A 24,531-nucleotide genomic window follows, 5' to 3' on the forward strand; every position below is an offset into this window, starting at 1 on the left:
TTTTTGTATAAAAGCCGCAGATTTGTCGTGTGGTGAAACAATAGAAAACAGGAGGATATTGCATAAATGAAGGAAAAATATGTAGCCTATGTGGGAACCTACACCCACGGAAGCAGTATCGGAATCCATTTGTATGATGTAAATGTGGAAGAAGGAACCCTTTCTGAGAGAAAGGTCATTCCAGTGAACAATTCTTCCCATTTGGCGAAATCTCTGAACGGAAAGTATCTGTATTCCATTGCAGACGAGGGTGTGGCAGTGTTTGCCATTGCGCCGGACGGAGATCTAACCTTTATTAATAAAGTAGATATTGACGGCATGAGAGGCTGCCATTTGTCCACAGATGAGGAGGGCAAATATCTTTTTGTAGCAGGCTATCATGACGGAAAGGTGACGGTTGTGCATACCCACAGGGACGGACGTCTGGGAAGCGTGTTAGACGGTGTGTTCCACAAAGGTCTGGGAAGTGTGGGAGAACGGAATTTCCGCCCACATGTAAGCTGTGTACGCCCGACGCCTGACAATAAGTATCTTTGTGCAGTGGATAATGGCATTGACCAGATGAAGGTATACAAGGTCAACAGACGTACCGGACGTCTGGAACTGGTAGATATTTTAAGATGTCAAAGAGAGTCCGGTCCAAAGCTGATTAAATTCAGTCCGGACGGAAAATTTGCTTATTTAAACTATGAGTTAAACAATACCATTCAGGTATACCGCTATGACGGAAGCGGTAAAAACCCGGTTTTCGAACTTTTACAGACAGAGTCTACTCTGGCTTCCCATGACGATGAAGCCCATGATGCAACCTCCGGTATGTGTCTGTCCAGGGACGGAAAATATATTTTCTGTGCCAATGCAGGAGAGGATACGGTTGCCATGTTTAAGAGAGATGAAGAAACCGGTCTTCTGGAAAAGCAGTGTATTTTGCCTATCAGCGGCAATTATCCCAAGGATTTGGACGTTTTTCCGGACGGAAAGCATCTGGCAGTGGTGAACCATGAATCTAATTCCATTACCACCTTTGCCATTGACTATGAAAAGCAGTTATTGATTATGAAGGGAAAACCCATGAAGGTGGAAACACCGAACAGTATTATTTTCTCTAAATGTGAAGCATAAGAAATAGAAAAGCAGTATTTTTGAAAAAAGGAAGTGCAAAATTATGGAAAGCGGGCCTTGTCCTGAGAAAAAGCAAGAAGAAAAAATAAAAAAAGAAGAATCCTGCTGACAGGGTACTGCCCCGTACTCCTGTAAAGGCAGGAGGGCGAAAGGGAGAAACCATGATTAGAATATTCAAAACAGTCGATGGAAAAATTCATCAGATGGACGAAGCCAGCGAGGGCTGCTGGCTGGCGCTTACGGACCCAACAGCAACGGAAATCTTTGAGGTTGCCAAAAGGTACCGCATTGAAGTGGACGATTTAAGAGCGCCTCTTGATGAGGAGGAACGTTCCCGTATTGAGGTGGAGGAAGACTACACCCTGATTATTGTGGACACTCCCATTTTGGAGGAAAGGGGAGAAAAGGACTGGTATGGCACCATTCCATTATCTATTATTGTGACCGATGAAATTATTATTACCGTTTGTCTGGAGGATACCTCTGTGCTTGGCAGATTTATGGACGGACGTGTGCGTAATTTCTATACTTATATGAAAACGCGTTTTATTCTGCAGATTCTTTATAAAAACGCCAGCATGTTTCTGCACTATCTGCGTATCATAGACAAGAAGAGCGAGGAAGTGGAGGAAAAGCTGCAGGAGTCCACCAAAAACAAGGAGCTCATTGAGCTTTTGGAGTTGGAGAAATCCCTGGTATACTTTACAACTTCCCTGCGTTCCAATGAAATGGTGCTGGAGAAGCTTTTAAAGGTGGAGCGTATCAAGCAATATCCAGATGATACGGATTTGCTGGAGGACGTTATTATTGAGAATAAGCAGGCCATTGAGATGGCGAATGTGTACAGCGGTATTTTGAGCGGCATGACAGAGGCATTTGCGTCGATTGTGTCAAACAATCTGAATATTGTTATGAAATTTCTGGCAACCGTTACCATTGTAATGTCCATTCCCACGATGATCTTCAGCGCCTACGGCATGAATGTAAATATGAAGGGAATGCCCTTTGCCAGCCACCCGGAGGGTTTTGCCATTGTCATTGTCCTCTCTCTGCTTTTAAGCCTGATTGTGGCGTTTATCTTTTCTAAGAAGAATTTATTTTAAGCGATTGAAAGAATTGAGGAAACCATATGAACTTTTTGAACAAAATGGAGCGCAAATTTGGGCGCTATGCCATTCATAATCTGACGAAATATATGATAGGCTGTTATATCATCGGGTATATTCTCCTGTATGGAGGAAGCCTTTTCCATATTTCTTTTACACAGTATCTGTCCTTAAGCCCTTATCACATTGTGCACGGGCAGATATGGAGGCTTGTGTCCTGGCTTTTGATTCCACCGCCAAGCAGCAATCTGATTTTTGTGCTGATTATGCTGATGTTTTATTATTCTCTGGGAGAAACTCTGGAGAGAACATGGGGTGCGTTCCGTTATAATGTGTATATTTTAGGCGGTGTGCTGTTCACTGTAATCGGCGCTTTTATTCTGTATTTTATCGCAGGGGGAAGTCCGATAACCTCCCTGTACTACAGCGGAGCCTTTTCCACATATTACATTAACCTGTCTATTTTTCTGGCGTTTGCAGTGAGTTATCCGGATATGCAGGTGTTGTTTATGATGATTATTCCCATGAAAATGAAATGGCTGGCAGTGCTGGATGTGGCATATCTTTTATATGACATGGTAAATGGAAGCTGGGGTATCCGAACTGTAATTATTGCCTCCCTTTTGAACTTTATTATTTATTTTCTGGCGACCAGAAATTACCAGAGGATTTCACCAAAGGAAATCCACAGAAAGCAACAGTTTCAGAAAGCGGTTCACCCAAAGATGGCGCCTGGCACCACAAAGCATAAGTGCGCGGTCTGCGGAAGAACGGAAGAGGACGGGGACAATCTGGAATTTCGTTTCTGTTCCAAATGCAATGGAAATTACGAGTATTGTCAGGACCACCTGTTTACTCACAAACATATACAATAATTTAGGAGGAAAACAATTATATGCGTAAAACCAAAATCGTCTGTACCATGGGACCGAATACCGATATCGAGAGCAATATGAGAGCTTTAGTAGAAAACGGAATGGATATTGCCCGTTTCAATTTTTCCCACGGCGATTACGAAGAACAGAAAAATCGTATGGATTTATTGAAAAAGGTAAGAAATGAGCTGAAAAAACCAGTAGCAATCCTTCTGGATACCAAAGGTCCGGAAATCCGTACAGGCGTACTGGAGGACGGAAAGAAAGTAACTTTAAAGGAAAATGAAGAGTTTGTTCTGCATACAGAAGAAATGACAGGAAACGAAAAAGGCTGTTTTATTACTTATGCAGGGCTGGCTGACGATGTTGTGCCGGGAAATAAAATCCTGATTGACGATGGTCTGATTGAACTGGAAGTAAAAGAAGTGGTACAGGGACGTATTGTGTGCCGCGTGGTAAACGGTGGAGAACTGGGCGAGAAAAAGGGCGTGAATGTGCCGAATGTAAAAGTGAAGCTTCCTGTTATTACAGAAAAAGATAAGGCGGACATTATTTTTGGTATTGAGCAGGGCATTGATTTTATTGCAGCTTCCTTTATCCGAAACGCAGAGGGCGTTCTGGAAATCCGTAAGATTCTGGAAGAAAACCATGCAGAGGATATTGCTATTATTGCAAAAATTGAAAATGCAGAGGGACTGGAAAATTTGGACGCCATTATAGAAGCGTCTGACGGTATTATGGTAGCCCGGGGAGATTTGGGTGTGGAAATTCCGGCGCCGGAGGTTCCTCATATTCAGAAAATGATTATTCACAAGTGCAATGCCAACTATATTCCGGTTATCACTGCAACACAGATGCTGGATTCCATGATTCGTAACCCCCGTCCTACAAGGGCAGAGGTAACAGACGTTGCCAATGCTATTTATGACGGAACAGATGCCATTATGCTTTCCGGTGAAACTGCAGCAGGAAAATATCCGGTAGAAGCGCTGAAAATGATGAATCAGATTGCGGAAAATACAGAAAACTATGTAGAATATGAAAAATATATTAAGCACAGAACCATGCACCCGAAAACAAAGGTTTCCTGTGCCATTGGAATTGCGTCTGTGCGTACAGCCAGAAACATTGAGGCAGACTGTATTGTGACACCAACCATGTCAGGAAAAACAGCCCGCATGATTTCCAGTTTTCGTCCTACTATGCCTATTTATGCCATTACGCCAAATGAGAGAGTGCAGAGAAAGATGCGTCTGTACTGGGGCGTAAGACCGCTGAAGGGATATACAAGAGATACGACGGAAAATATTATTATCAATGCAATGGAAACCCTGAAGGAGAACAAGCTGGTGAAAAAGGGGCAGCTTGTGGTTGTAACTGCAGGGGATCCGGCTACCAACAGCAGCAAGGCGGAGGCAAATGTTACCAATATGCTGCATGTTATGGAAGTAAAATAAAAAGCGAAATCAGATAAGAAGAGAAAATCCTGAACAGTTTGAAATCCTGTTCGGGATTTTCTGTTTTTGTCTACAGGAATTCTTTCAGATATTCTTCCGGTTCTTTGCAGGTCATGGCGCTGCTCATAATACAGATTCCCGCAGCGCCGGCTTTGTTTACGGATTTGCTGTTTTGGGGCGTGATTCCGCCCAGTCCGTAGACAGGAATGGATATTTTCTGACAGATTTCCCTTAAAAAATCCAGTCCTCTTCCTGGAATGCCTTTTTTGCAGGCAGTGTCAAAAACATGTCCGGCAGTTATATAAGTACAGTCCAGACTTTCTGCTAAAAGGGCGTCTTCTACAGAGTGACAGGAAACGCCCAGGCAGGAAAAGGATTTTCGTTCCTTTGGGGACAGTTTTACAAGCAGGGGCAGGGGAAGATGCAGAGCCGTTGCTCCAAGAGAAAGAGCAACTTCTGTATGGGTGTGCAAAATGCAGGAAACTTCATAGGTTCGGCAGATGTCCATGACCTGCCTGGCAAGAAGAAGATATTCCTGTGGGGACAAATCCTTTTCCCGCAGAATAATACCTCCTGGTTTTGCTTTTGCCAGTTTTTCCATGCGGGAGAGAAAGTCCTCTCTGCACAGCCCTCGATTGGTGATGCATAAAATATCAGACATAGAGATAATCATTCAGGACAGGCTGCAGACCTTCTGAAGCAATATCCTTATACACTCTTTCCAGACTGCGGCTGTCATTGATTTCAAACTGCTCGTCCCCCTGTTCCCCGTCAGTTTCTGTTCCTTTATATTTGCTTTCGTGATCTCCGATTCCGGTGGAAACCCCTGCAGAAATTTTAGTGGCAGCAATTTTAACAATGCCATTTCGGAAGCTGGCGCTTTCTCTGGAAGAAACCGTGATTCCCACAAAGGGCAGGAAAATCCGGTAAGCGCAGAGAATCTGGCAAAGTTGGGTTTCGTGGACGTCCAGAGGATTGATTTTGTCATTGTTTATAATCGGGCGCAGTCTGGGACAGGAAAGGGACATTTCTGCATGGGGGTATTTTCTCTGAAGATAATATACATGAAGGGCGCTGGCAAGGGCGTCTTTGCGAAAATCCGACAACCCTAAAAGGGCAGAGAAGGCAACACCCCGCATGCCGCCTCTCAGCGCCCGCTCCTGGGCATCAAAGCGGTAGGGCCATACGCGCTTGTGTCCCATCAGATGCAGGGTTTCATATTTATCACGGTCATAGGTTTCCTGAAACACCGTTACATAGTCTGCGCCGCATGCGTGGAGATAGCGGTATTCCTCTGTATTGACAGGATAAATTTCCAGCCCTACCATGCGGAAGTATTTCCGTGCCAGCTTACAGGCTTCTCCGATATAGGTAATATCGCTTTTTTGACGGCTTTCTCCAGTGAGAATCAAAATTTCTTCCATACCGCTGTCGGCAATGATTTTCATTTCTTTTTCAATCTGTTCCACGGACAGCTTCATGCGATGAATGTGGTTATAACAGTTAAAGCCGCAGTATACACAGTAGTTTTCACAATAATTGGCAATGTAGAGCGGGGTGAAGAGATAGACCGTATTGCCAAAGTGGCGGCTGGTTTCCAGTCTTGCCCGTTGTGCCATTTCCTCCAGAAAGGGCTCGGCAGCAGGAGAAAGCAGAGCTTTGAAATCCTCCGGGGAACAAGTCTGATGGGACAGGGCAGTGCGGACGTCCTGTCTGGTGTAGGCAGTATAATCATAAGTATTTACCTGGTTTAAAACCTTTTCACATACATCAGATTCGATTTGTTCCATACCGGGAAGGTATTCCATATGGTTTTTCCGAAAAGCAGGGTCTGTTTCCAGACGGTGTTTCTTTTCCAGGGCTTTTGGGGACAGATGTCCGGAATCTATAAAAAACTGGTTTTCCATGTTCTTTCCCTCCTAATTATGAAGAAATCCGGTGAGTGGGTCAGAGGCGGAAGCACCGCGGGTCAGCACTCTGCCGAGTCCTGCAAGATAGGCCTTTCTGCCTGCCTCAATGGCTTGTCTGAAGGCAGATGCCATCAGGGGGAGATTTCCTGCTGTGGCGAGAGCTGTATTTGCCATAATGGCTGCCGCACCCATTTCCATTGCCTCGCAAGCCTGGGAGGGGCGTCCGATACCGGCATCCACAATCACCGGCAGGTCAATTTCTTCAATAAGAATTTGTATAAAATCTCTGGTGGAAAGCCCCTTATTGGAACCAATGGGGGAGGCAAGAGGCATGACGGAGGCAGCCCCGGCGTTTACTAAATCTCTGGCTGTGTTTAAATCCGGATACATGTAGGGCATGACAATAAAACCCTCCTTTGCCAGGACTTCCGTTGCCTTAACTGTTTCCTGGTTGTCAGGCAGCAGGTATTTGGAATCCCGCATGATTTCGATTTTTACAAAATTTCCGCAGCCCAGTTCTCTTGCCAGACGGGCAATGCGTATAGCCTCTTCGGCATTTCTGGCGCCGCTGGTATTGGGAAGCAGGGTTACATGTTCGGGGATATAATCCAGAATGTTTTCCTCCGCCCTTGTATTTGCACGGCGTACAGCCAGGGTAATAAGCTCTGCACCGGCGTCTTTTACGGCTGCTTCAATGAGTTTCAGAGAATATTTGCCGGATCCTAAAATAAAGCGGGAATGAAATTCGTGTCCCCCTATCAGGAGTGTATCGTTGTTCATAAAATAACCTTCTTTCTGTAAATTTTGTAAGCAGATGTTGTATCAATCTGGTTTTCAGATGTTAAAGTCCTGCCAGAAGCTGTAGGACGACATGAGCTTCATGGGCAGCGCAGCACATAACCCGGGAGGAAAAAAGTCCCAATTTTGGGGAAACCTCGTTTTGCTCATCTCCACAGAGATAAAAATGAGGAGTAATCTGCCGGGTTTTTATGAGGTTAGGACTGTCAAGACCTGCCATACCGGAGGCAGCCACCAGAAATTTCTCGGGCATGACCTCCAGAACCCTGTTGACCAGCATAGCCTTGCTTTCTGCCAGGTCAAAGGCTTCGCAGATTATCTGTGCGTCCTTTAAAAGTTGCTGCAGATTTTCTTCCTGTAGTTTTATGGTGTGGCTCTGTACACAGATATAGGGATTGATTTCCCTGAGATTTTCTGTCAGAGCGTCTGTTTTGTACATGCCTACCTGGGCTGCTTTGTATTGCTGGCGGTGCAGGTTGGTAATATCCACCCGGTCAAAATCAAAGAGCAGCAGTCTGCCAACGCCTGCACGGGCAAGAGAGAGCGCGATATTGGAGCCAAGTCCTCCCAGACCGCAGATGGCAACTGTGGCAGCGTTGAATTTTTTCTGCAGAGTTTCTCCATGCCGTTCTTTCAAGGCTTTTTCCATTTCTTCTCTTCCAGGTATCATCAGCCGCCTCCTACAAAGCTGACAATTTCCAGCACATCGCCGTCTGACAGCAGAGTTTCTTCGTATTTTGATTTGGGGATGATTTCTCCGTTTCGCTCAACGGCAATCCTTTTTGGATTGTAATCCGCAGATTTCAGATACTGGGACAGAGAGATTCCCTCCAGATGCAGGGTATTTCCGTTTATTTTTACCATATTTCACCTCTTTTGCGGGAACTAAAAAGCGGGAAGATACCAATCTCGGTAACTTCCCGCTGCATATTCTGCACATATGATTCCAAGGCGTCCCTACGTTGGCATTATCCAAATCAGGTTATCGGTCGAAGGTCATACCTTCCTCTCAGCCTGTCTACAAGCTCCCGTCTTTTTTATTTTGTTCATTATACAACAGGACTGGTAAAATTGCAAAGGTTTTCTTTGAATTTTAAACGGGAATACGTCAATACGTTAAAAAATTAAAAAAGACAGAGAATGACTTGAAAAGCAAAGCGCATTTTCGTATAATGAGGTTCGTCAGAAAAAATCAGAAAAACAGAAATCCATTAAGGGAGAATATATATGGAAAAAAAGACCTTTGTGACAAAAGAACAGTTAGAAGAAATTGTAAAGGAATATCCCACACCTTTTCATTTGTATGATGAAAAAGGAATCCGGGAAAATGCGCAGGCAATGAAGGAAGCCTTTGCATGGAATAAGGGATTTAAAGAATATTTTGCTGTAAAAGCAACCCCCAATCCGTTTTTGATTCAGATTTTAAGAGAATATGGCTTTGGATGCGACTGCTCTTCGTATACAGAGCTGATGCTGTCAAAGGCCATTGGCTGCGTGGGAGAAGATATTATGTTTTCCTCCAATGATACACCGGCAGAGGAATTTCAGTATGCCAATGAGTTAGGAGCAACCATTAATCTGGACGATATCACTCATATTGAATATCTGGAAAAAGCCATCGGAACGCTGCCTAAGCGTATAAGCTGCCGTTATAATCCAGGCGGTGTGTTTGAGGTGTGCAATGGCATTATGGACAATCCGGGAGATGCCAAATACGGTATGACAGAGCCTCAGATTTTTGAAGCATTTCGTATTTTGAAAAACAAAGGCGTGGAGGAATTTGGAATCCATGCATTTCTGGCCAGCAATACGGTGACAAACGAGTATTATCCCATGCTGGCAAAGCGGCTTTTTGAGCTGGCAGTGTGCCTGGAAAAGGAAACCGGCGCAAAAATCTGTTTCATCAACCTGTCCGGCGGCGTAGGAATTCCATACAGACCGGGAGAAAAGCCCAACGACATTCGTGCCATTGGAGAGGGTGTAAGAAAGGTGTATGAAGAGGTGCTGACGCCTGCAGGTATGAACGATGTGGCAATTTATACAGAGCTTGGAAGATTTATGATGGGACCCTACGGCTGCCTGGTGACAAAGGCCATTCACGAAAAGCATACCCACAAGGAATATATTGGTGTGGACGCCTGTGCGGTAAACCTGATGCGTCCGGCCATGTATGGGGCTTATCATCACATTACGGTTATGGGTAAAGAAAATCAGCCTTGTGATTACAAATATGATGTGACAGGTTCTTTGTGTGAAAATAACGACAAATTTGCTGTGGACAGAATGCTGCCAAAGATTGAGAAAGGCGATTTGCTGGTGATTCACGATACAGGCGCCCATGGCTTTGCTATGGGATACAATTACAACGGAAAGCTGAAATCCGCAGAGCTTTTACTGAAAACAGACGGGAGTATACAGCTGATCCGTAGGGCAGAAACGCCAAAAGATTATTTTGCTACCTTTGACTGCTTTGACTTTTATAAAAATCTGGACTGCAATCAATAAAAAAAACAAAAAAATAGAATAAATTGCATTAAAATTCAAAAAAATGCTTGCAATTTGGAGGGAGTCGTGCTAGAATATCTATTGTTCCGTTAGGAAATGCCGGCGTGTCGGAATGGCAGACGAGGCAGACTCAAAATCTGTTGTGGGCAACCACGTATGGGTTCAAGTCCCATTGCCGGCAGTTTTATGAATGAAGAAAGTATGAAAAGGCTGAAATCCAGTGAAATAAAGGGTTTCAGCCTTTTTGCTGTATGGGAAAGTTCGATTTTCGAGGAATCCTTGAATGAAAATAGTCCGCATAAAAGCGAGCCTGGAAATGAGAGGATACTGGTTAAAAGATACAGGTGTCATTTGTCTTGGGGCGGAATGGTTTTGTGCCTTTTTGAAAAAAGTAAAATTTATTTAACTTTTGCGATAACAAAATTCGTGCTAAAATAAAGTTATGTGAATAGAAAGAAGGGAAAACATGGCAGCAAATAGTAAAGTTGGACTGGTTTTGGAAGGCGGCGGTATGCGAGGTGCATTTACAGCGGGGGTACTGGATTTTTTTCTGGACAGGGAGGTTTCTTTTCATACCTGTATCGGCGTATCCGCAGGCGCCTGCCATGCATGTAGCTTTTTATCAAAGCAAAGACGAAGAGGATTTGAAACAAATACAGACTATCTGGAAGATGAAGCTTACTGCAGTGTAAAAAATCTCATAAAAACAGGAGATTTGTTTGGGGTTGATATGTGTTACAGGAAAATTCCGGAGGAATTAAATCCTTATGATTACCGGGCATTTGACCAAAATCCTACGGAGTTTTATGTAACAGTGACAAACTGTGAAACGGGAGATGCGGAATATAAGAAAATTACAGATATGCACAAGGGGATTCACTATGTCCGGGCGTCCAGTTCCCTGCCTCTTTTGGCGAGAACAGTGTGGATTCAGAACACTCCGTATCTGGACGGGGGAATTGCAGACTCGATTCCTGTAAGGCAGTCCCAAAAGCTGGGAAATGAAAAGCAGGTGGTGGTGCTGACACGGCAGAGAGGATACCGAAAACAACCAAATAGGGCCATGCCAGCCGCTTATTTAAGATACGGAAGAGAATTTCCAAGGCTGGTAGAGCGTATGAAAAACCGGCATCTGGATTATAATGAAACCTTGGATTACTTATATGAAGAAGAGAAAAAGGGAAAGATATTCCTTATTTGTCCGGAAAAACCAGTGGAAATCGGCAGAGTGGAGAAGAATCGGGAAAAGCTGGAAAAGTTGTATGAAGAGGGATATGCTACAGCAGAGAAAAACAGCAGAGCATTACAGGAATTTCTTCTTTCCTAGAAAGGGGAGAGCAGAAAAGCAACAAAGGCGGAAAGGAGCCATCTATGGGAGTGAAAACATTTGCAGCGATTGACGTAGGTTCTTACAATGTATGTATGGATATTTATGAAATTTCTCCGCGGAATGGGATTCGGTGTATAAACGAAGTGAGAAGCCGTCTGGAAATCGGGAGAGAAACCTATGGTGAAGGGAAGATTACCTTTGCTACAGCAAAGGAGCTTTGCCGTGTCCTTCGTGATTTTACAGAGATTATGAAGGAATATCAGGTAGAGGAGTATCGGGCATGTGCCACCAGTACGCTTCAAGAGGCGCAGAATGTATGGCTGGTTATGGAACAGGTGTATCAGAAAACAGGTATCCGGGTAGAGATTTTAAGCAACTCGGAACAGCGCTTTTACGGCTATAAATCCGTAGCTGCAAAGGAAGCTTCTTTTGAAAAAATCATTCAGAAGGGCACGGCAGTTATGGAGGTAGGAGGGGGAAATGTACAAATTTCCCTGTTTGATAAGGATACTCTTGTTACTACTCAGAATTTTAAAATGGGAAGCCTGCGAATCAAGGAGCTTCTGCTTCCTCTGGAAAAGGAAACCGTACATTATGAACGCCTGGTGGAAGAGCTGGTACATAACCAGATTTTGGGTTTTAAAAAGCTGCATGTAAAGGATCGCAAAATAGAGCACATTATTCTTATGGGAAATACCTTTACGGAAAGACTGTTTGAGAAAAAAGAGAGTATGACAGAGAGCAGAACCATCAGCCTTGAAACCTTTATGGAGGAATATAGATGGGTGATGGCGCATTCTGCGGAAGAGGTATCAGTAAAGCTGGGAGTTTCTCTGGAGTATGCAGAGATTATGGTACCTGGCATGATTATTTACCGTGTATTTATTGAGGAGCTGGGCGGACAGACCATGTGGCTTCCGGGAACGCACTTAAACGATGGAGTGGCTTATGATTATGCGGAGCGACGCAAACTGATGAAAAGCAAGCACAATTTTGAAAATGACATTCTGGTTTCAGCGAGAAATATTGCCAAGCGATATATGAGCAGCAAAAATCATACCCAGGCAGTGGCGCAGAATGCACTTGCCATTTTTGACGGCATGAAGAAGCTTCACGGTATGGGGAAAAGAGAGCGGCTGCTCTTACAGATTGCTATCTTGTTGCATGACTGCGGCAATTATATCAGTCTGAGCAATGCTTCAGAATGTGCATATGAAATCATTATGTCCACGGAGATTATCGGACTGTCCCACAAGGAACGAAAGATGATTGCCCATATGGTGAAATTTATTAAAATGCCTTTTCAGTATTATGGAAGCGCAGATTCCAGATCTGAGATAGACCGCAAGGGCTATATGACGGTAGCAAAGCTGACAGCCATTATCCGGGTGGCAAATGTGCTGGATAGAAGCCACAGACAGAAAATTGAGGAAATCCGGGCTGCAGTAAAGGAGCAGGAGTTGGTGCTTACCGTTTCTGCAAAAGAGGATTTGACGCTGGAGAGAGGACTTTTGCCAGAGCAGGCAGATTTCTTTGAAGAGATTTTCAGTATCCGCCCTGTACTGAAGGTAAGAATGAGGAAATAAGGAGGAGTGAGCATATGGAATTTAAGGCATATACAAAGCCGGAATATTACCGCAACAGAGAATTGAGCTGGGTAGGGTTTAATGAAAGAGTGCTGTCTGAGGCAAGGGATAAAAGCCTGCCCTTATTTGAACGCCTGAAGTTTTTGAGCATTACGGCCTCTAATCTGGACGAATTTTTCATGATTCGGGTTGCTTCTTTAAAGGATATGGTTCATGCAAAATATACAAAACCGGATATTGCAGGGCTTTCTCCAAAGGAACAGCTTGAAAGACTGGCGCCTGTATTAAAGGAGTTTATTCATACCCAGTACAGTACCTATAATCGTTCTCTCTTGCCGGGGCTGAAAAAGGCAGGGCTGGTGGTTGTAGAAAAGCATGAAAATTTAAGCAAGGAGCAGAAAAGCTTTGCGGATAAATACTTTGATGAAACCATTTATCCGGTACTGACTCCCATGGCGATGGACAGCGCGAGGCCATTTCCTCTTATCCGCAATAAAACTTTAAATATTGGCGCACTGATTGCAAAGAAAAATAAAAAGGATAAAGAGGAACTGGAATTTGCTACTGTGCAGGTGCCTTCCGTGCTTCCAAGAATCGTGGAGCTTCCTGAAGAGAAGAATGGAAAGCAAACTGTAATTCTTCTGGAGGAAATTATAGAGAGAAACATTGGTAAGCTGTTTTTAAGTAATCAGGTGGTGTGCGCCTGCCCTTACCGTATTATCCGAAATGCGGATTTAACCATTGATGAGGACGAGGCAGCAGACCTTTTAAACGAGATTCAAAAACAGTTGAAAAAAAGGCAGTGGGGCGAGGTTATCAGACTGGATGTCAACGAAAAAATGGATCCCCGCCTGCTTAAAATCTTAAAAACAGAGTTTAAAGTAAAGGAAGAAGACGTATTTGCCGTCAACGGACCTCTGGATCTGACTTTCCTTATGAAGTTGTATGGGTTGGAGGGGTTTGAAACTTGGAAGCTTTCCCAGCATGTACCTGCGCCGGTGCCGCAGATGATGGCAGAGGAGGATATTTTTACCCAGATACGAAAACAGGATATTTTGCTTCATCACCCGTTTATGACTTTTGCTCCTGTGGTGGATTTTGTCCGTCAGGCATCAAAAGACCCGCAGGTGCTTGCCATCAAGCAGACCCTGTACCGCGTCAGTGGCAATTCTCCCATTATTGCAGCTTTGGCGCAGGCAGCGGAAAACGGCAAGCAGGTCACTGTGCTGGTGGAATTAAAGGCGCGTTTTGATGAGGAGAACAATATTGTGTGGGCGAAGAAGCTGGAAAAAGCAGGCTGTCATGTCATTTACGGGCTGCTGGGATTGAAAACCCACAGTAAGATTACTCTGGTTGTGCGAAAGGAAGAGGAGGGAATCCGCAGATACGTGCATCTGGGAACCGGAAATTACAACGATTCTACAGCCAAGCTGTATACAGACTGCGGACTTCTTACCTGCTCGGAAAAAATCGGGGAGGACGCCACAGCGGTGTTTAACATGCTCTCCGGTTATTCTGAGCCGAAAAGCTGGAATAAATTAGCTGTAGCGCCTATCTGGCTTCGGGATCGCTTCCTGCATCTTATTGAAATGGAGCAAAAGGAGGCGCTGGAGGGACGCAGGGCAAGAATTGTGGCAAAAATGAATTCTCTCTGCGACCGGGACATTATTGCAGCCCTCTATGCAGCAAGTGCGGCAGGAGTACAGATTGATTTGATTATCCGCGGCATCTGCTGTCTGAAAACAGGGATTCCGGGTGTCAGTGAGAACATTACCGTGCGGTCTATTGTAGGGAATTATCTGGAACACAGCCGGATTTTCTATTTTTACAGCGGAGGCAGGGAGCAGATTTTCATGGGAAGCGCGGACTGGATGCCGCGAAATCTGGATAAGAGAGTGGAAATCGTGTTTCCGGTAGAGGATAAGGATATTAAAGAAGAAGTAAAGCATATTCTGGAAATTCAGCTTGCAGATAATGTAAAAGCCCATGTTCTGCAACCGGACGGAACCTATGAAAAAATTGACAAGAGAGGAAAACAGTTGATAAATTCACAGGAATACTTCTGTGAAGAAGCTGATGAAAAAGCAAAAATACCGATGCATACAGGAGATGAACGGGTCTTTGTTCCAGCAGAGGCACCGGAAGAAGAATAAATGAGAACAGGAGAAAAGGAGCTGTGTACCAGAGAGTCTTCAGGTACGCAGCTCTTTCAGTACAGAATAAGGAATCTGCAGTTTTCCGGTGCCCGAGCCCAGGTCAATGTGAGGCTTGTTGGAGCCATGGAAATCACTTCCTCCTGAATTTTTCAGTCCGAAATGACTGGCAAGCTTTGTCATGCGAAGCTGGTCAGAAGGGGTATAGGAGGAATACATGGTTTCCACGCCGTCCAGTCCCTCCTTTTTCAGAACATCGAGAAAGCTTTCCAGCCGTTCCTTGGAAAAACGGCACAGAAGCGGGTGGGCAAAAACAGCCTTTCCGCCGCCCTGATGAATCAACTGGATTGCCTGAATGGGCGTAACTTTTTCTCTGGGAACATAGCACTTTGCATGATCGCCCAGATATCGGTCAAAAGCTTCTTTTACAGATCCTACATAGTGGTGGTCCAGCAGGAATCTGGCAAAGTGCGCCCTGGTCCAGACACTGTCCGGAAAACTTTCTTCCATGTCTTTTCTGGTAATGGAAATGTTTTCCTTCTGTAGAAGCGCCAATACCTTATCATTTCGCAGTTCTCTGGAATCCCGAAATCCCTGAAGAGTTTTCTGAAAATCGGGATTTTTCCAGTTGATATCCAGCCCTACAATGTGAACGTCCCGATTGTGCCAGGTTGTAGAAAGCTCAATGCCAGGTACCACTTCAAGCTCTGTGCCTTCTGCTGCCTTTTGGGCAGCTTTGATGCCGTCTGTGGTGTCGTGGTCTGTAAGGGCAAAGGCGGCAAGTTTCTTTTCAAGCGCATAGGCAACCAGCTCCTCAGGGGAAAAGGTGCCGTCTGAAACAGAAGAATGTACATGCAAATCAATCAGCTTTTCCATAAAAACCTCCCGTAGATTTTATTTAAAAAACAAAAAATGGGAAACACTCAACTGAGTATTTCCCAAAAAACAGTTCGTACGGGAATCGAACCCGTGTTTCCGCCGTGAGAGGGCGGCGTCTTAACCGCTTGACCAACGAACCTTACTTGCCTATAATACAGTATATGTATGAGAATGTCAACACTTTTTTGAAAAAAATAAAAAAAATTAAAAAACCAACTTGACATACAGAACAGATGTTCACTATAATAAATAAAAGAACCGGGAAAAAGGGTTTGAAAATACCGGAAAAATGAGATATGATACAGAAGTCTTTACAAAAAGAAAGGTGATGACAATATGGAATGGGAATTTGCAGTTTTGGATATGCTGCAAAATATACAAAATCCGGTGCTTACGAAAATTATGGCATTTACTACCATGCTGGGAGAAGCAGGCTGGTTCTGGATTCTGTTGGGCATGGTGCTTCTTTGCACAAAGAAATTCCGTCCCTGCGGAATTGCGGTATTGCTTGCATTGGTACTGGATTTTATTCTGGCAAATGTAATTTTAAAGCCTCTGGTTGCCCGTCCCAGACCCTGCTGGATAAAGGATACGGTAGAGCTTCTGGTGCGGGTTCCAAAGGATTATTCTTTCCCCTCCGGGCATACCATGGCTTCTTTTGCAGCAGCAGGCGCTCTGCTTCTGACGAACCGGCGGCTTGGAATCTGTAGCTTGATTCTGGCAGTTCTCATGGGAATCTCCAGGTTGTATTTTTACGTACATTTCCCTACAGATGTGCTTGCAGGTATGATATTGGGAATTTTCTGTGGTTTTGCAGGGGTGTATCTGATGAAAAGGATACCGGTTAAGGAGAAATAAAAAAGAAAGGTTAAGGAAAATGGCGAAAAAGAATACTTATGATGCCAGCAGTATTACAGTGCTGGAAGGACTGGAAGCGGTGCGTAAACGCCCTGGTATGTATATCGGAAGTGTGTCCCGCAAGGGTCTGAATCATTTGATTTATGAAATTGTGGATAATGCAGTAGACGAGCATCTGGCCGGCTTTTGCAAAAATATTCGGGTGATTCTGGAGGCGGACGGGTCTGCCACTATAGAGGACGATGGAAGAGGAATCCCGGTGGGTATGCATGAAAAGGGAATGTCAGCCGAGCGTCTGGTTTTTACCACCCTGCATGCAGGCGGAAAGTTTGATGATTCTGTCTATAAAACAAGCGGCGGACTGCATGGAGTTGGTTCTTCAGTAGTAAACGCTCTGTCTGAGTATCTGGATATTAAAATCAGCACCGGAGGGTATGTACATCATGACCACTATGAGCGTGGTGTGCCTACCATTGAGCTGGAGGACGGACTGCTTCCAAAGCTGGGAAGAACAAAGGCTACAGGAACCCTGGTGAATTTTTTGCCTGATGCGGAAATTTTTGAGAAAACCAGATTTTCTTCCACGGAGGTCAAGAGTCGTCTTCATGAAACCTCGTATCTGAATCCGGAGCTTACCATTGTGTTTGAGGATAAGCGGGGAGAAGTCCCTGAAAAAATCGTGTATCATGAGCCAGAGGGGATTGTGGGATTTATTCGGGATTTGAATAAAAAGAGCGAGGTAGTCCATGAGCCTGTTTATTTTAAAGGGGAGTGCGATGGCATTACCGTAGAGGCAGCTTTTCAGTATGTCAATGAATTTCGGGAAAATGTGCTGGGATTTTGTAACAATATTTATAACTCTGAGGGAGGTACCCACCTTACAGGTTTTAAGACCACTTTTACCTCTGTGATGAATACTTATGCCAGAGAATTGGGAATTTTAAAGGAAAAGGATTCCAACTTTACAGGAGCTGATGTGCGTAATGGTATGACTGCGGTGGTATCTATTAAGCACCCTGCGCCCCGATTTGAGGGACAGACTAAGACAAAACTGGATAACCAGGACGCTGCAAAGGCCACAGGAAAGGTAACGGGAGAGGAGATTGTCCTGTATTTTGACAGAAATCTGGACGTTTTAAAGAGTGTGCTTGCCTGTGCTGAGAAATCTGCGAAAATCAGAAAAACAGAGGAAAAAGCAAAGACCAATCTTCTGACAAAGCAGAAATATTCTTTTGATTCCAACGGAAAGCTGTCAAACTGTGAAAAAAGAGATCCTTCTTTATGCGAAATTTTCATTGTAGAGGGAGATTCCGCAGGGGGCAGTGCCAAGACAGCCAGAGATAGGAGCTTTCAGGCAATTTTGCCTATCCGGGGAAAAATTTTAAATGTGGAGAAGGCAACCATTGACAAGGTGCTTGCCAATGCGGAGATTAAAACCATGATTAATGCTTTTGGCTGCGGCTTTTCCGAGGGCTATGGCAATGATTTTGATATTACAAAGTTACGCTATGACAAGATTATTATTATGGCAGATGCAGACGTGGACGGAGCTCATATTTCCACGCTTTTGCTGACCCTGTTTTATCGTTTTATGCCAGAGCTTATTTATGAAGGGCATGTATATATTGCCATGCCACCCCTTTATAAGGCTATGCCTTCAAAGGGCAAGGAAGAATACCTTTATGATGACAAGGCGTTAGAGCATTACAGGAAAAAACATAAAGGTCCCTTTACCCTGCAAAGATACAAGGGTCTGGGAGAAATGGACGCAGAGCAACTCTGGGAAACCACCTTAAATCCGGAAACCCGTATGCTGCGTCTGGTGGAAATCGAAGATGCCAGAATGGCGTCAGAGGTTACAGAGGTGCTTATGGGAACAGAGGTGCCGCCGCGTAAGGCATTTATTTATGAGCATGCCCGTGATGCGGAATTAGATATATAGGAGATACAGTATGGCGAAGAATCAGGATAATATTATCAGAACCGAGTATTCGGAAATTATGCAGAAGTCATATATTGACTATGCAATGAGCGTTATTATAGCCCGTGCCCTGCCGGACGTCAGGGACGGCTTAAAGCCTGTGCAAAGAAGGACGCTGTATGATATGTATGAGCTGGGTATCCGCTATGACCGTCCATACAGAAAATGCGCCCGCATTGTGGGAGATACTATGGGTAAGTATCATCCACATGGGGACAGCTCTATTTATGAAGCTCTGGTGGTTATGGCGCAGGAGTTTAAAAAGGGACAGCCTTTGGTAGACGGTCATGGAAACTTTGGCTCCATTGAAGGCGACGGCGCGGCTGCTATGCGATATACAGAGGCAAGACTGCAGAAAATCACCCAGGAGGTATACCTGGGGGATCTGGATAAGAACGTAGTGGATTTTGTTTCCAACTTTGACGAAACAGAGAAGGAGCCGGAGGTGCTTCCTGTGCGCGTTCCCAATTTGCTGGTAAACGGTGCAGATGGCATTGCGGTAGGAATGGCAACCAGCATTCCGCCTCACAATCTGGGCGAGGTACTGGACGGTGTGATTGCCTATATGAAGAACAATGAAATTACTACAGAGGAGCTGATGCAGTACATCAAGGGTCCGGATTTTCCAACCGGGGGTATTGTGGTTAATAAAGACGATTTGCTGTCCATATATGAAAGCGGAACTGGAAAAATCAGAATCCGGGGAAAGGTAGAGGTAGAAAAAGGGAAAAACGGAAAAAGTCTGCTGGTGATCACAGAAATCCCTTATACCATGATTGGCGCTAATATCGGAAAATTTCTAAATGATGTGGCAGCACTCAGTGAAACAAAGAAAACTACAGATATTGCGGATATTTCCAACCAGTCTTCCAAGGAAGGCATTCGCATTGTGCTGGAGTTGAAAAAGGGAGCAGACATTGAAAATCTGAAGAATATGCTGTATAAGAAAACACGGCTTGAGGATACCTTTGGCGTCAACATGCTGGCAGTGGCACAGGGAAGACCGGAAACACTGGGCTTAAAACAGATTATTGAGCATCATGTGGATTTCCAGTTTGAGGTGGCAACCAGAAAGTACAGCAGTCTTTTGAAAAAAGAAAAAGAAAATCAGGAAATTCAGGAAGGTCTGATTCAGGCCTGTGATGTCATTGACCTGATTATTGAGATTTTAAGAGGCAGTAAAAGCAGGGAGCAGGTAAAAAACTGCCTCATAAGCGGTATGACAGAGGGAATCCGTTTTAAGACAAAGACCAGTGAGCGTCAGGCAAAGAAGCTGCGCTTTACAGAGCGTCAAGCAGGGGCAATTCTGGACATGCGTCTTTATAAACTCATAGGTCTGGAAATGGAAACCCTCATGGCAGAACACGCGGAAACCTTGAAAAAAATTGCCAGATATGAGGATATTTTGAATCATTACGATTCCATGGCAGAGGTGATTATCACGGAACTGAAGCAGATAAAAAAGGAATATGCAAGAGATAGACGGACGGCTGTGGAAAATGCGGCAGAGGCTGTATATGAGGAAAAGAAAATTGAGGAAACGGAAGTGGTATTTCTGATGGATCGCTTTGGCTATGTGCGTACCATAGACAAGGGAACCTATGAGCGCAATAAGGAAACCGCAGACAGTGAAAATAAATATGTCTTTTCCTGTATGAACACAGATAAAATCTGTCTGTTCACAGACTCAGGGCGTATGCATCTGGTAAAAGTGCTGGATTTGCCTTACGGAAAGCTGCGGGATAAAGGAACTCCGGTAGACAATGTGAGCAATTATGACAGCAGCACAGAACAGCTTGTCTTTGTAGGAGCCCAGACAGCGTTAAAGTGTGCGAAGATTTGCTTTGCCACAGCAAAGGGTATGGTAAAGCTGGTAGACGGCGCAGAATTTGATGTGGCAAAGAGAACCATTGTTGCCACCAAGCTCAGTGAGGGCGATAAGGTGGTTCTGGTACAGAATGCAGATCCTATGGAATATATGGTGCTTCAGACAAAGAAGGGATTTTTCCTGAAATTCTTAAAAGAAGAAATACCGGAAAAGAAGAAAAATGCTCTGGGTGTCAGAGGAATCCGTATGGACGACAAGGACGAGCTTTCTCATGCTTATATGCTGGAGAGCAGAACAGATTATGAGATTGTCTATAAGGAAAAGCAGATGATACTGAATAAGCTGAAGCTGGCAAAACGGGATACAAAGGGTACGAAGGTGCGTGTCTGAGTTGTGGCAGAAAGAAAAGAGGTGCGGTTTGAAAAAGAAAAAAGACGGTAGAGGTGTGCTTCTTGCTATGGTGTTATTGTTCGCAGTCCTGGCAGGCTGTAGTAAAGACAATCCAGAGGAAGTCTTTTTCTCTGAGGGCGGACAGGCAGAAGCTGAGATTTCAAAAGCTGAGGCAGCAAAAGAAATCCTTCCGGAAAAGAAGCTGGAAGAATCAGAGGAAGAGCTTTTTTACGGATATCAGTCTTTAAATACAGAGGAGCAGCAGGTATATCGGCAGTTGATTCAGGGAATGGAGAGCTTTCAGGAGGAAATCAGACTGTCCCCTGTAACAGAGGAACAACTGTCTGCCATTGCGAATCTGGTGATGATAGACCACCCGGAATATTTCTGGACAGACGGCGCCTTTGAGTATTGGAAGGAGGAATATCCGGACGGCTCTGTAAAGGGAATGCGAGTTTCTCCCAACTATCTGGTAAACAGACAGGAGGCAGAAGAGATAGGGCGGCAGATAGAGGCGCAGGCAGAAGCCTGGATAGGAGAGATACCTGCTGACACAGATACCTATGGGAAGATAAAAGCCGTGTACGAGCTGCTGATTCGGAATGTGGAATATGAGGAAACAAGTCCTGATAATCAGAATATACGCAGCGTTTTTCTGGGAAAAAGCACGGTATGTATGGGCTATGCAAAGGCAACTCAGTATCTGCTGAATAAAATGGGAATTTTCTGCACACTGGTAACAGGAGAGATTACAGAAGGAACCAGTTCCAGACATGCATGGAATCTGGTGAAAATAGGAGAAAACTATTATTATGTGGACACAACCTGGGGAAATCCTCGCTACGATGCCCAGACAGCTACAGAGATTGACGTGTATTACAGCTATCTGTGCTGTACAGAGGAATTTCTGGGACGGACACATCGGGCAAATGACGATATTCCTCTTCCGGTCTGTGATGATGACCGCTATAATTACTACAAAAATGCAGGCTGCTGGTATGAAACCTATGACCCTGAACAGATTCGGCAGGTTTTGACTCAGGACGTCAACGCAGGCAGACAAAAAACAGAACTGTATTTTGCAAGGCAGGAGGATTATGACAGGGCAGTGCAGGATTTGGTAAACGGCTCTTTGGTAAAAGAGGCCATGCAGAATACCTCTGTGCTGCAGCCAGGACAGGGTATTTCGTGGAATATCTATTCTGGCGGTCAGGACAGGCTTTTGGTTTTGGTGTGGAGACCATAAAGGCAGGGAATTTCAGCGTCTGCTTCGGGGAGCAGGGTCGCCCTGTCAAAAAAGCACTTGCAAGTTCCTGTAATTAGTGTTATCCTAATAGAGAACTAGATAATAACGATAGCATAAGAGTGGACCAGTCGGTCCACTCTTATCATTTGCGCGGGCAACCGACTAAAGTGCGTGTCTGCACGGAGGAAGAAGCGCAGAAGACAAGCGGAAGGAGGGTGAAAGCATGAGCAAAAAAGAAGTATACGAACAGAAGGCAGAGGCATTGATTGAGCCCATTGTAGCTGCCCATGGTTTTGAACTGGTAGATGTGGAGTATGTAAAAGAAGGCAGTAATTTTTATCTGAGGGCTTATATTGACAAACCCCAGGGAATTACTGTAGAAGACTGTGAGGTTGTAAGCAGAGCCTTTTCCGAAAAGCTGGACGAAGAAGATTTTATCGAGGACGCCTATATTATGGAGGTCAGTTCTCCGGGGCTGGGAAGACCTTTGAAAAAGGAAAAAGATTATAAACGAAGCATGGGAAAGGAACTGGAAATCAGAACCTACCGCGCAGTAAACAGAGAAAAGGAATTTTATGGGATTTTAACAGCATACGATGAAAACAGTGTGACCATTGACTGCAAAGGAGAGGAAAAGACCTTCCAGAAGTCAGATATTGCACTGATACGGCTTGCTTTTGATTTTTAAAAACCATAGAACCATAGAGATTTTAGGAGGAAGTAAAAAATGAACACAGAATTATTGGAAGCGCTGAATATTCTGGAAAAAGAAAAATCCATCAGTAAAGATACGTTACTGGAAGCGATTGAGCAGTCTTTGCTTCAGGCATGCAAAAACCATTTCGGAAAGGCAGACAACATCAAGGTTAATATCAATCATGAGACCTGTGATTTCAGTGTGTTTGCAGAAAAAACCGTAGTGGAGGAGGTTTTGGACCCTGTAACAGAAATCAGCCTCGCAGATGCCAAAATGATGCATTCCCAGTATGCTCTGGGCGATGTGGTAAATGTGGAGGTAAAATCAAAGGAATTTGGCCGTATTGCCACACAGAATGCCAAGAACGTGATTCTGCAGAAAATCCGTGAAGAGGAAAGAAAAGTTATCTTCAATGAATATTACGGAAAAGAAAGAGATATTGTAACCGGTATTGTGCAGAGAAGCATGGGCAGAAATTACAGCATTAACCTGGGTAAGGCAGATGCAGTCCTGACAGAAAACGAGCAGGTGAAAACAGAGGTGTTCCAGCCTACAGAGAGGATCAAACTGTATATTCTGGAGGTGAAGGATACACCAAAGGGACCGAAGATTCTGGTATCCAGAACACACCCGGAACTTGTAAAACGTCTGTTTGAGGCAGAGGTTACAGAAGTAAAGGACGGTACTGTGGAAATTAAGAGTATTGCCAGAGAAGCAGGATCCCGTACCAAGATTGCTGTATGGAGCAACGATCCGGACGTAGATCCGGTAGGTGCATGCGTGGGTATGAACGGTGCAAGAGTAAATTCTATTGTAGAGGAATTAAGAGGAGAAAAAATTGATATTATCAACTGGAGCGACAATCCGGCGCTTCTCATTGAAAATGCGTTAAGCCCGGCAAAGGTTATTTCTGTTATGGCAGATCCGGAAGAAAAAACCGCTATGGTGATTGTACCGGATTTTCAACTTTCCCTTGCCATTGGTAAGGAAGGTCAGAATGCCAGACTGGCAGCCAGACTGACTGGATTTAAGATTGATATTAAGAGTGAAACACAGGCAAGAGAAGCAGGAGATTTCCAGTATTACGAAAATGAGGAAGGGGAAGAAGCAGCTGAGGAAACACAGGAGCTGACCCCGGATTACAGCGAAGAGGCTGCAGAGGAGTATGCTTGCGAGGAAACAGAGGAAGCATATGAGGACGCAGAAGAATCAGAAGAGTAAGGTGGAGCTATGAGTACAGTACGGAAAATTCCCATGCGTAAATGTGTAGGCTGCGGTGAGATGAAAAGCAAAAAAGAGCTGCTTCGTGTGCTGAAAACCACAGACGAGGAGATTGTGCTGGACACCACAGGCCGCAAAAATGGACGGGGCGCATATTTGTGCTTTGATAAGAATTGTCTGGAAAAAGCCATGAAAAACAAGGGGCTTGAGCGGTCTTTAAAAACAGCCATACCAAAAGAAGTATATGAAAGCCTGACAAAGGAGTTTGAGAAACTTGAACATGCGTAAGGAACTGTCCCTTCTGGGACTTGCGGCAAAAGCCGGAAAAATTGTCAGCGGAGAATTTGCCACAGAAAACGCCGTGAAAGCAGGCAAGGCGTTTCTGGTGCTTACTGCAGAGGACGCCTCTGACAATACAAAGAAAAAATTCAGAGATATGTGTACGTTTTATCAGGTACCTTTTTACAGTATCGGAACAAAGGAGGAATTGGGAATCGCCATAGGAAAGGAATATCGGGCGTCATTGGCGCTGACTGATGAGAATTTTGCTGTGGCAACGGTGAAAAAACTGGAAAAAACAGGACTTTAA

23 protein-coding genes, 2 tRNA genes and 1 riboswitch are annotated in these 24,531 nt (G+C 44.5%); of the genes, 18 read left to right on the plus strand and 7 right to left on the minus strand.

All coding sequences use genetic code 11. The features are described 5' to 3' along the window. Positions 1-66 precede the first annotated feature (66 nt). From DQQ01_RS05460 to pyk, 4 genes are all read left to right on the plus strand, one after another. Entirely contained in the window at positions 67-1,122 is a 1,056-nt protein-coding gene (locus tag DQQ01_RS05460; RefSeq protein ID WP_111919055.1) for a lactonase family protein, read from the plus strand. Positions 1,123-1,283: 161 nt separating this feature from the next. Further along, complete coding sequence (locus DQQ01_RS05465) at positions 1,284-2,225, plus strand: magnesium transporter CorA family protein (RefSeq protein ID WP_111919057.1); 942 nt, start codon at positions 1,284-1,286, stop codon at positions 2,223-2,225. 26 nt (positions 2,226-2,251) lie between these two features. Beyond that, positions 2,252-3,103 carry a DUF1751 domain-containing protein gene (locus DQQ01_RS05470; protein ID WP_111919059.1) on the plus strand — a complete coding sequence of 284 codons (852 nt, stop codon included), beginning with the start codon at positions 2,252-2,254 and terminating at the stop codon, positions 3,101-3,103. Between the two features lie 20 nt (positions 3,104-3,123). Further along, positions 3,124-4,560 (plus strand): pyruvate kinase, encoded by a 1,437-nt coding sequence (gene pyk, locus DQQ01_RS05475; RefSeq protein WP_111919061.1) that lies wholly within the window; start codon positions 3,124-3,126, stop codon positions 4,558-4,560. Between the two features lie 70 nt (positions 4,561-4,630). Here pyk and DQQ01_RS05480 read toward each other — a convergent pair whose 3' ends face one another. From DQQ01_RS05480 to thiS, 5 genes are all read right to left on the minus strand, one after another. Further along, positions 4,631-5,221, minus strand: a complete 591-nt coding sequence (locus DQQ01_RS05480; RefSeq protein ID WP_111920839.1) for a thiamine phosphate synthase — start codon at positions 5,219-5,221, stop codon at positions 4,631-4,633. Beyond that, positions 5,214-6,467, minus strand: a complete 1,254-nt coding sequence (gene thiH / locus DQQ01_RS05485) for a 2-iminoacetate synthase ThiH (RefSeq protein ID WP_111919063.1) — start codon at positions 6,465-6,467, stop codon at positions 5,214-5,216. Before thiH ends, DQQ01_RS05480 begins: the two co-directional genes overlap by 8 nt. A gap of 12 nt (positions 6,468-6,479) precedes the next feature. Beyond that, positions 6,480-7,250, minus strand: coding sequence for a thiazole synthase (locus DQQ01_RS05490; RefSeq protein ID WP_111919065.1), 771 nt, complete (start codon positions 7,248-7,250; stop codon positions 6,480-6,482). 61 nt (positions 7,251-7,311) lie between these two features. Then, entirely contained in the window at positions 7,312-7,938 is a 627-nt protein-coding gene (gene thiF, locus DQQ01_RS05495) for a thiamine biosynthesis protein ThiF (RefSeq protein WP_111919067.1), read from the minus strand. After that, positions 7,938-8,132: a sulfur carrier protein ThiS gene (gene thiS, locus DQQ01_RS05500; protein ID WP_111919069.1), complete on the minus strand. Its 195-nt coding sequence runs from the start codon at positions 8,130-8,132 to the stop codon at positions 7,938-7,940. Before thiS ends, thiF begins: the two co-directional genes overlap by 1 nt. A 73-nt stretch (positions 8,133-8,205) precedes the next feature. After that, positions 8,206-8,310, minus strand: a riboswitch (TPP riboswitch). 185 nt (positions 8,311-8,495) lie between these two features. On the opposite strand from thiS, the gene DQQ01_RS05505 reads away from it, so the two are divergent. The 6 genes from DQQ01_RS05505 (at position 8,496) to DQQ01_RS05530 (ending at position 14,842) form a co-directional block, all read left to right on the plus strand. After that, positions 8,496-9,773, plus strand: coding sequence for a diaminopimelate decarboxylase (locus DQQ01_RS05505; protein ID WP_111919071.1), 1,278 nt, complete (start codon positions 8,496-8,498; stop codon positions 9,771-9,773). Positions 9,774-9,871: 98 nt separating this feature from the next. Next, a tRNA-Leu gene (locus DQQ01_RS05510) sits at positions 9,872-9,954 on the plus strand. 5 nt (positions 9,955-9,959) lie between these two features. Continuing rightward, positions 9,960-10,211 (plus strand): hypothetical protein, encoded by a 252-nt coding sequence (locus DQQ01_RS05515; protein ID WP_162624252.1) that lies wholly within the window; start codon positions 9,960-9,962, stop codon positions 10,209-10,211. A gap of 28 nt (positions 10,212-10,239) precedes the next feature. Continuing rightward, complete coding sequence (locus DQQ01_RS05520; protein ID WP_111919075.1) at positions 10,240-11,100, plus strand: patatin-like phospholipase family protein; 861 nt, start codon at positions 10,240-10,242, stop codon at positions 11,098-11,100. Between the two features lie 44 nt (positions 11,101-11,144). Next, positions 11,145-12,689 carry a Ppx/GppA phosphatase family protein gene (locus DQQ01_RS05525; protein WP_111919077.1) on the plus strand — a complete coding sequence of 515 codons (1,545 nt, stop codon included), beginning with the start codon at positions 11,145-11,147 and terminating at the stop codon, positions 12,687-12,689. Between the two features lie 14 nt (positions 12,690-12,703). Beyond that, on the plus strand, positions 12,704-14,842 hold the full coding sequence (locus DQQ01_RS05530) for an RNA degradosome polyphosphate kinase (protein WP_111919079.1): 2,139 nt from the start codon (positions 12,704-12,706) through the stop codon (positions 14,840-14,842). Positions 14,843-14,881: 39 nt separating this feature from the next. On the opposite strand, the gene DQQ01_RS05535 is transcribed toward DQQ01_RS05530, so the two are convergent. Together DQQ01_RS05535 and DQQ01_RS05540 are read right to left on the minus strand one after the other, a co-directional pair. After that, complete coding sequence (locus tag DQQ01_RS05535; RefSeq protein WP_111919081.1) at positions 14,882-15,718, minus strand: PHP domain-containing protein; 837 nt, start codon at positions 15,716-15,718, stop codon at positions 14,882-14,884. A gap of 70 nt (positions 15,719-15,788) precedes the next feature. Further along, positions 15,789-15,860: transfer RNA gene (locus DQQ01_RS05540), tRNA-Glu, on the minus strand. Positions 15,861-16,057: 197 nt separating this feature from the next. Between DQQ01_RS05540 and DQQ01_RS05545 the strand changes: the two genes are divergently transcribed. The 8 genes from DQQ01_RS05545 to DQQ01_RS05580 all read left to right on the plus strand — a co-directional run bounded on the left by DQQ01_RS05545 (position 16,058) and on the right by DQQ01_RS05580 (position 24,531). Further along, complete coding sequence (locus DQQ01_RS05545; RefSeq protein WP_111919083.1) at positions 16,058-16,579, plus strand: phosphatase PAP2 family protein; 522 nt, start codon at positions 16,058-16,060, stop codon at positions 16,577-16,579. A gap of 19 nt (positions 16,580-16,598) precedes the next feature. Then, a complete protein-coding gene (locus tag DQQ01_RS05550; RefSeq protein ID WP_111919085.1) occupies positions 16,599-18,521 on the plus strand; it encodes a DNA gyrase/topoisomerase IV subunit B in 1,923 nt (640 codons plus the stop codon). 10 nt (positions 18,522-18,531) lie between these two features. Continuing rightward, a complete protein-coding gene (locus tag DQQ01_RS05555; RefSeq protein ID WP_111919087.1) occupies positions 18,532-20,778 on the plus strand; it encodes a DNA gyrase/topoisomerase IV subunit A in 2,247 nt (748 codons plus the stop codon). A gap of 28 nt (positions 20,779-20,806) precedes the next feature. Next, positions 20,807-22,024 carry a transglutaminase domain-containing protein gene (locus DQQ01_RS05560; protein WP_242980600.1) on the plus strand — a complete coding sequence of 406 codons (1,218 nt, stop codon included), beginning with the start codon at positions 20,807-20,809 and terminating at the stop codon, positions 22,022-22,024. A 223-nt stretch (positions 22,025-22,247) separates the two neighbouring features. Then, the gene (locus DQQ01_RS05565) at positions 22,248-22,712 is read left to right on the plus strand and encodes a ribosome maturation factor RimP (RefSeq protein ID WP_111919089.1); all 465 of its coding nucleotides are present in this window, start codon (positions 22,248-22,250) and stop codon (positions 22,710-22,712) included. Between the two features lie 39 nt (positions 22,713-22,751). Continuing rightward, on the plus strand, positions 22,752-23,942 hold the full coding sequence (gene nusA / locus DQQ01_RS05570) for a transcription termination factor NusA (RefSeq protein ID WP_111919091.1): 1,191 nt from the start codon (positions 22,752-22,754) through the stop codon (positions 23,940-23,942). Positions 23,943-23,951: 9 nt separating this feature from the next. Then, positions 23,952-24,230, plus strand: a complete 279-nt coding sequence (gene rnpM / locus DQQ01_RS05575) for an RNase P modulator RnpM (protein WP_111919093.1) — start codon at positions 23,952-23,954, stop codon at positions 24,228-24,230. Next, on the plus strand, positions 24,217-24,531 hold the full coding sequence (locus DQQ01_RS05580; protein ID WP_111919095.1) for a L7Ae/L30e/S12e/Gadd45 family ribosomal protein: 315 nt from the start codon (positions 24,217-24,219) through the stop codon (positions 24,529-24,531). The genes rnpM and DQQ01_RS05580 overlap by 14 nt, the downstream gene beginning before the upstream one ends.

Origin of the sequence: Blautia argi (assembly GCF_003287895.1) — a bacterium.
In the GTDB taxonomy this organism is placed as follows: domain Bacteria; phylum Bacillota; class Clostridia; order Lachnospirales; family Lachnospiraceae; genus Blautia; species Blautia argi.

Excerpts from the sequence above, each read along its gene's own strand:
- DQQ01_RS05460 (WP_111919055.1), top strand. The coding sequence starts at position 67 with ATGAAGGAAAAATATGTAGCCTATGTGGGAACCTACACCCACGGAAGC.
- DQQ01_RS05465 (WP_111919057.1), top strand. The coding sequence starts at position 1,284 with ATGATTAGAATATTCAAAACAGTCGATGGAAAAATTCATCAGATGGAC.
- DQQ01_RS05470 (WP_111919059.1), top strand. The coding sequence starts at position 2,252 with ATGAACTTTTTGAACAAAATGGAGCGCAAATTTGGGCGCTATGCCATT.
- pyk (WP_111919061.1), top strand. The coding sequence starts at position 3,124 with ATGCGTAAAACCAAAATCGTCTGTACCATGGGACCGAATACCGATATC.
- DQQ01_RS05480 (WP_111920839.1), bottom strand. The coding sequence starts at position 5,221 with ATGTCTGATATTTTATGCATCACCAATCGAGGGCTGTGCAGAGAGGAC.
- thiH (WP_111919063.1), bottom strand. The coding sequence starts at position 6,467 with ATGGAAAACCAGTTTTTTATAGATTCCGGACATCTGTCCCCAAAAGCC.
- DQQ01_RS05490 (WP_111919065.1), bottom strand. The coding sequence starts at position 7,250 with ATGAACAACGATACACTCCTGATAGGGGGACACGAATTTCATTCCCGC.
- thiF (WP_111919067.1), bottom strand. The coding sequence starts at position 7,938 with ATGATACCTGGAAGAGAAGAAATGGAAAAAGCCTTGAAAGAACGGCAT.
- thiS (WP_111919069.1), bottom strand. The coding sequence starts at position 8,132 with ATGGTAAAAATAAACGGAAATACCCTGCATCTGGAGGGAATCTCTCTG.
- DQQ01_RS05505 (WP_111919071.1), top strand. The coding sequence starts at position 8,496 with ATGGAAAAAAAGACCTTTGTGACAAAAGAACAGTTAGAAGAAATTGTA.
- DQQ01_RS05515 (WP_162624252.1), top strand. The coding sequence starts at position 9,960 with ATGAATGAAGAAAGTATGAAAAGGCTGAAATCCAGTGAAATAAAGGGT.
- DQQ01_RS05520 (WP_111919075.1), top strand. The coding sequence starts at position 10,240 with ATGGCAGCAAATAGTAAAGTTGGACTGGTTTTGGAAGGCGGCGGTATG.
- DQQ01_RS05525 (WP_111919077.1), top strand. The coding sequence starts at position 11,145 with ATGGGAGTGAAAACATTTGCAGCGATTGACGTAGGTTCTTACAATGTA.
- DQQ01_RS05530 (WP_111919079.1), top strand. The coding sequence starts at position 12,704 with ATGGAATTTAAGGCATATACAAAGCCGGAATATTACCGCAACAGAGAA.
- DQQ01_RS05535 (WP_111919081.1), bottom strand. The coding sequence starts at position 15,718 with ATGGAAAAGCTGATTGATTTGCATGTACATTCTTCTGTTTCAGACGGC.
- DQQ01_RS05545 (WP_111919083.1), top strand. The coding sequence starts at position 16,058 with ATGGAATGGGAATTTGCAGTTTTGGATATGCTGCAAAATATACAAAAT.
- DQQ01_RS05550 (WP_111919085.1), top strand. The coding sequence starts at position 16,599 with ATGGCGAAAAAGAATACTTATGATGCCAGCAGTATTACAGTGCTGGAA.
- DQQ01_RS05555 (WP_111919087.1), top strand. The coding sequence starts at position 18,532 with ATGGCGAAGAATCAGGATAATATTATCAGAACCGAGTATTCGGAAATT.
- DQQ01_RS05565 (WP_111919089.1), top strand. The coding sequence starts at position 22,248 with ATGAGCAAAAAAGAAGTATACGAACAGAAGGCAGAGGCATTGATTGAG.
- nusA (WP_111919091.1), top strand. The coding sequence starts at position 22,752 with ATGAACACAGAATTATTGGAAGCGCTGAATATTCTGGAAAAAGAAAAA.
- rnpM (WP_111919093.1), top strand. The coding sequence starts at position 23,952 with ATGAGTACAGTACGGAAAATTCCCATGCGTAAATGTGTAGGCTGCGGT.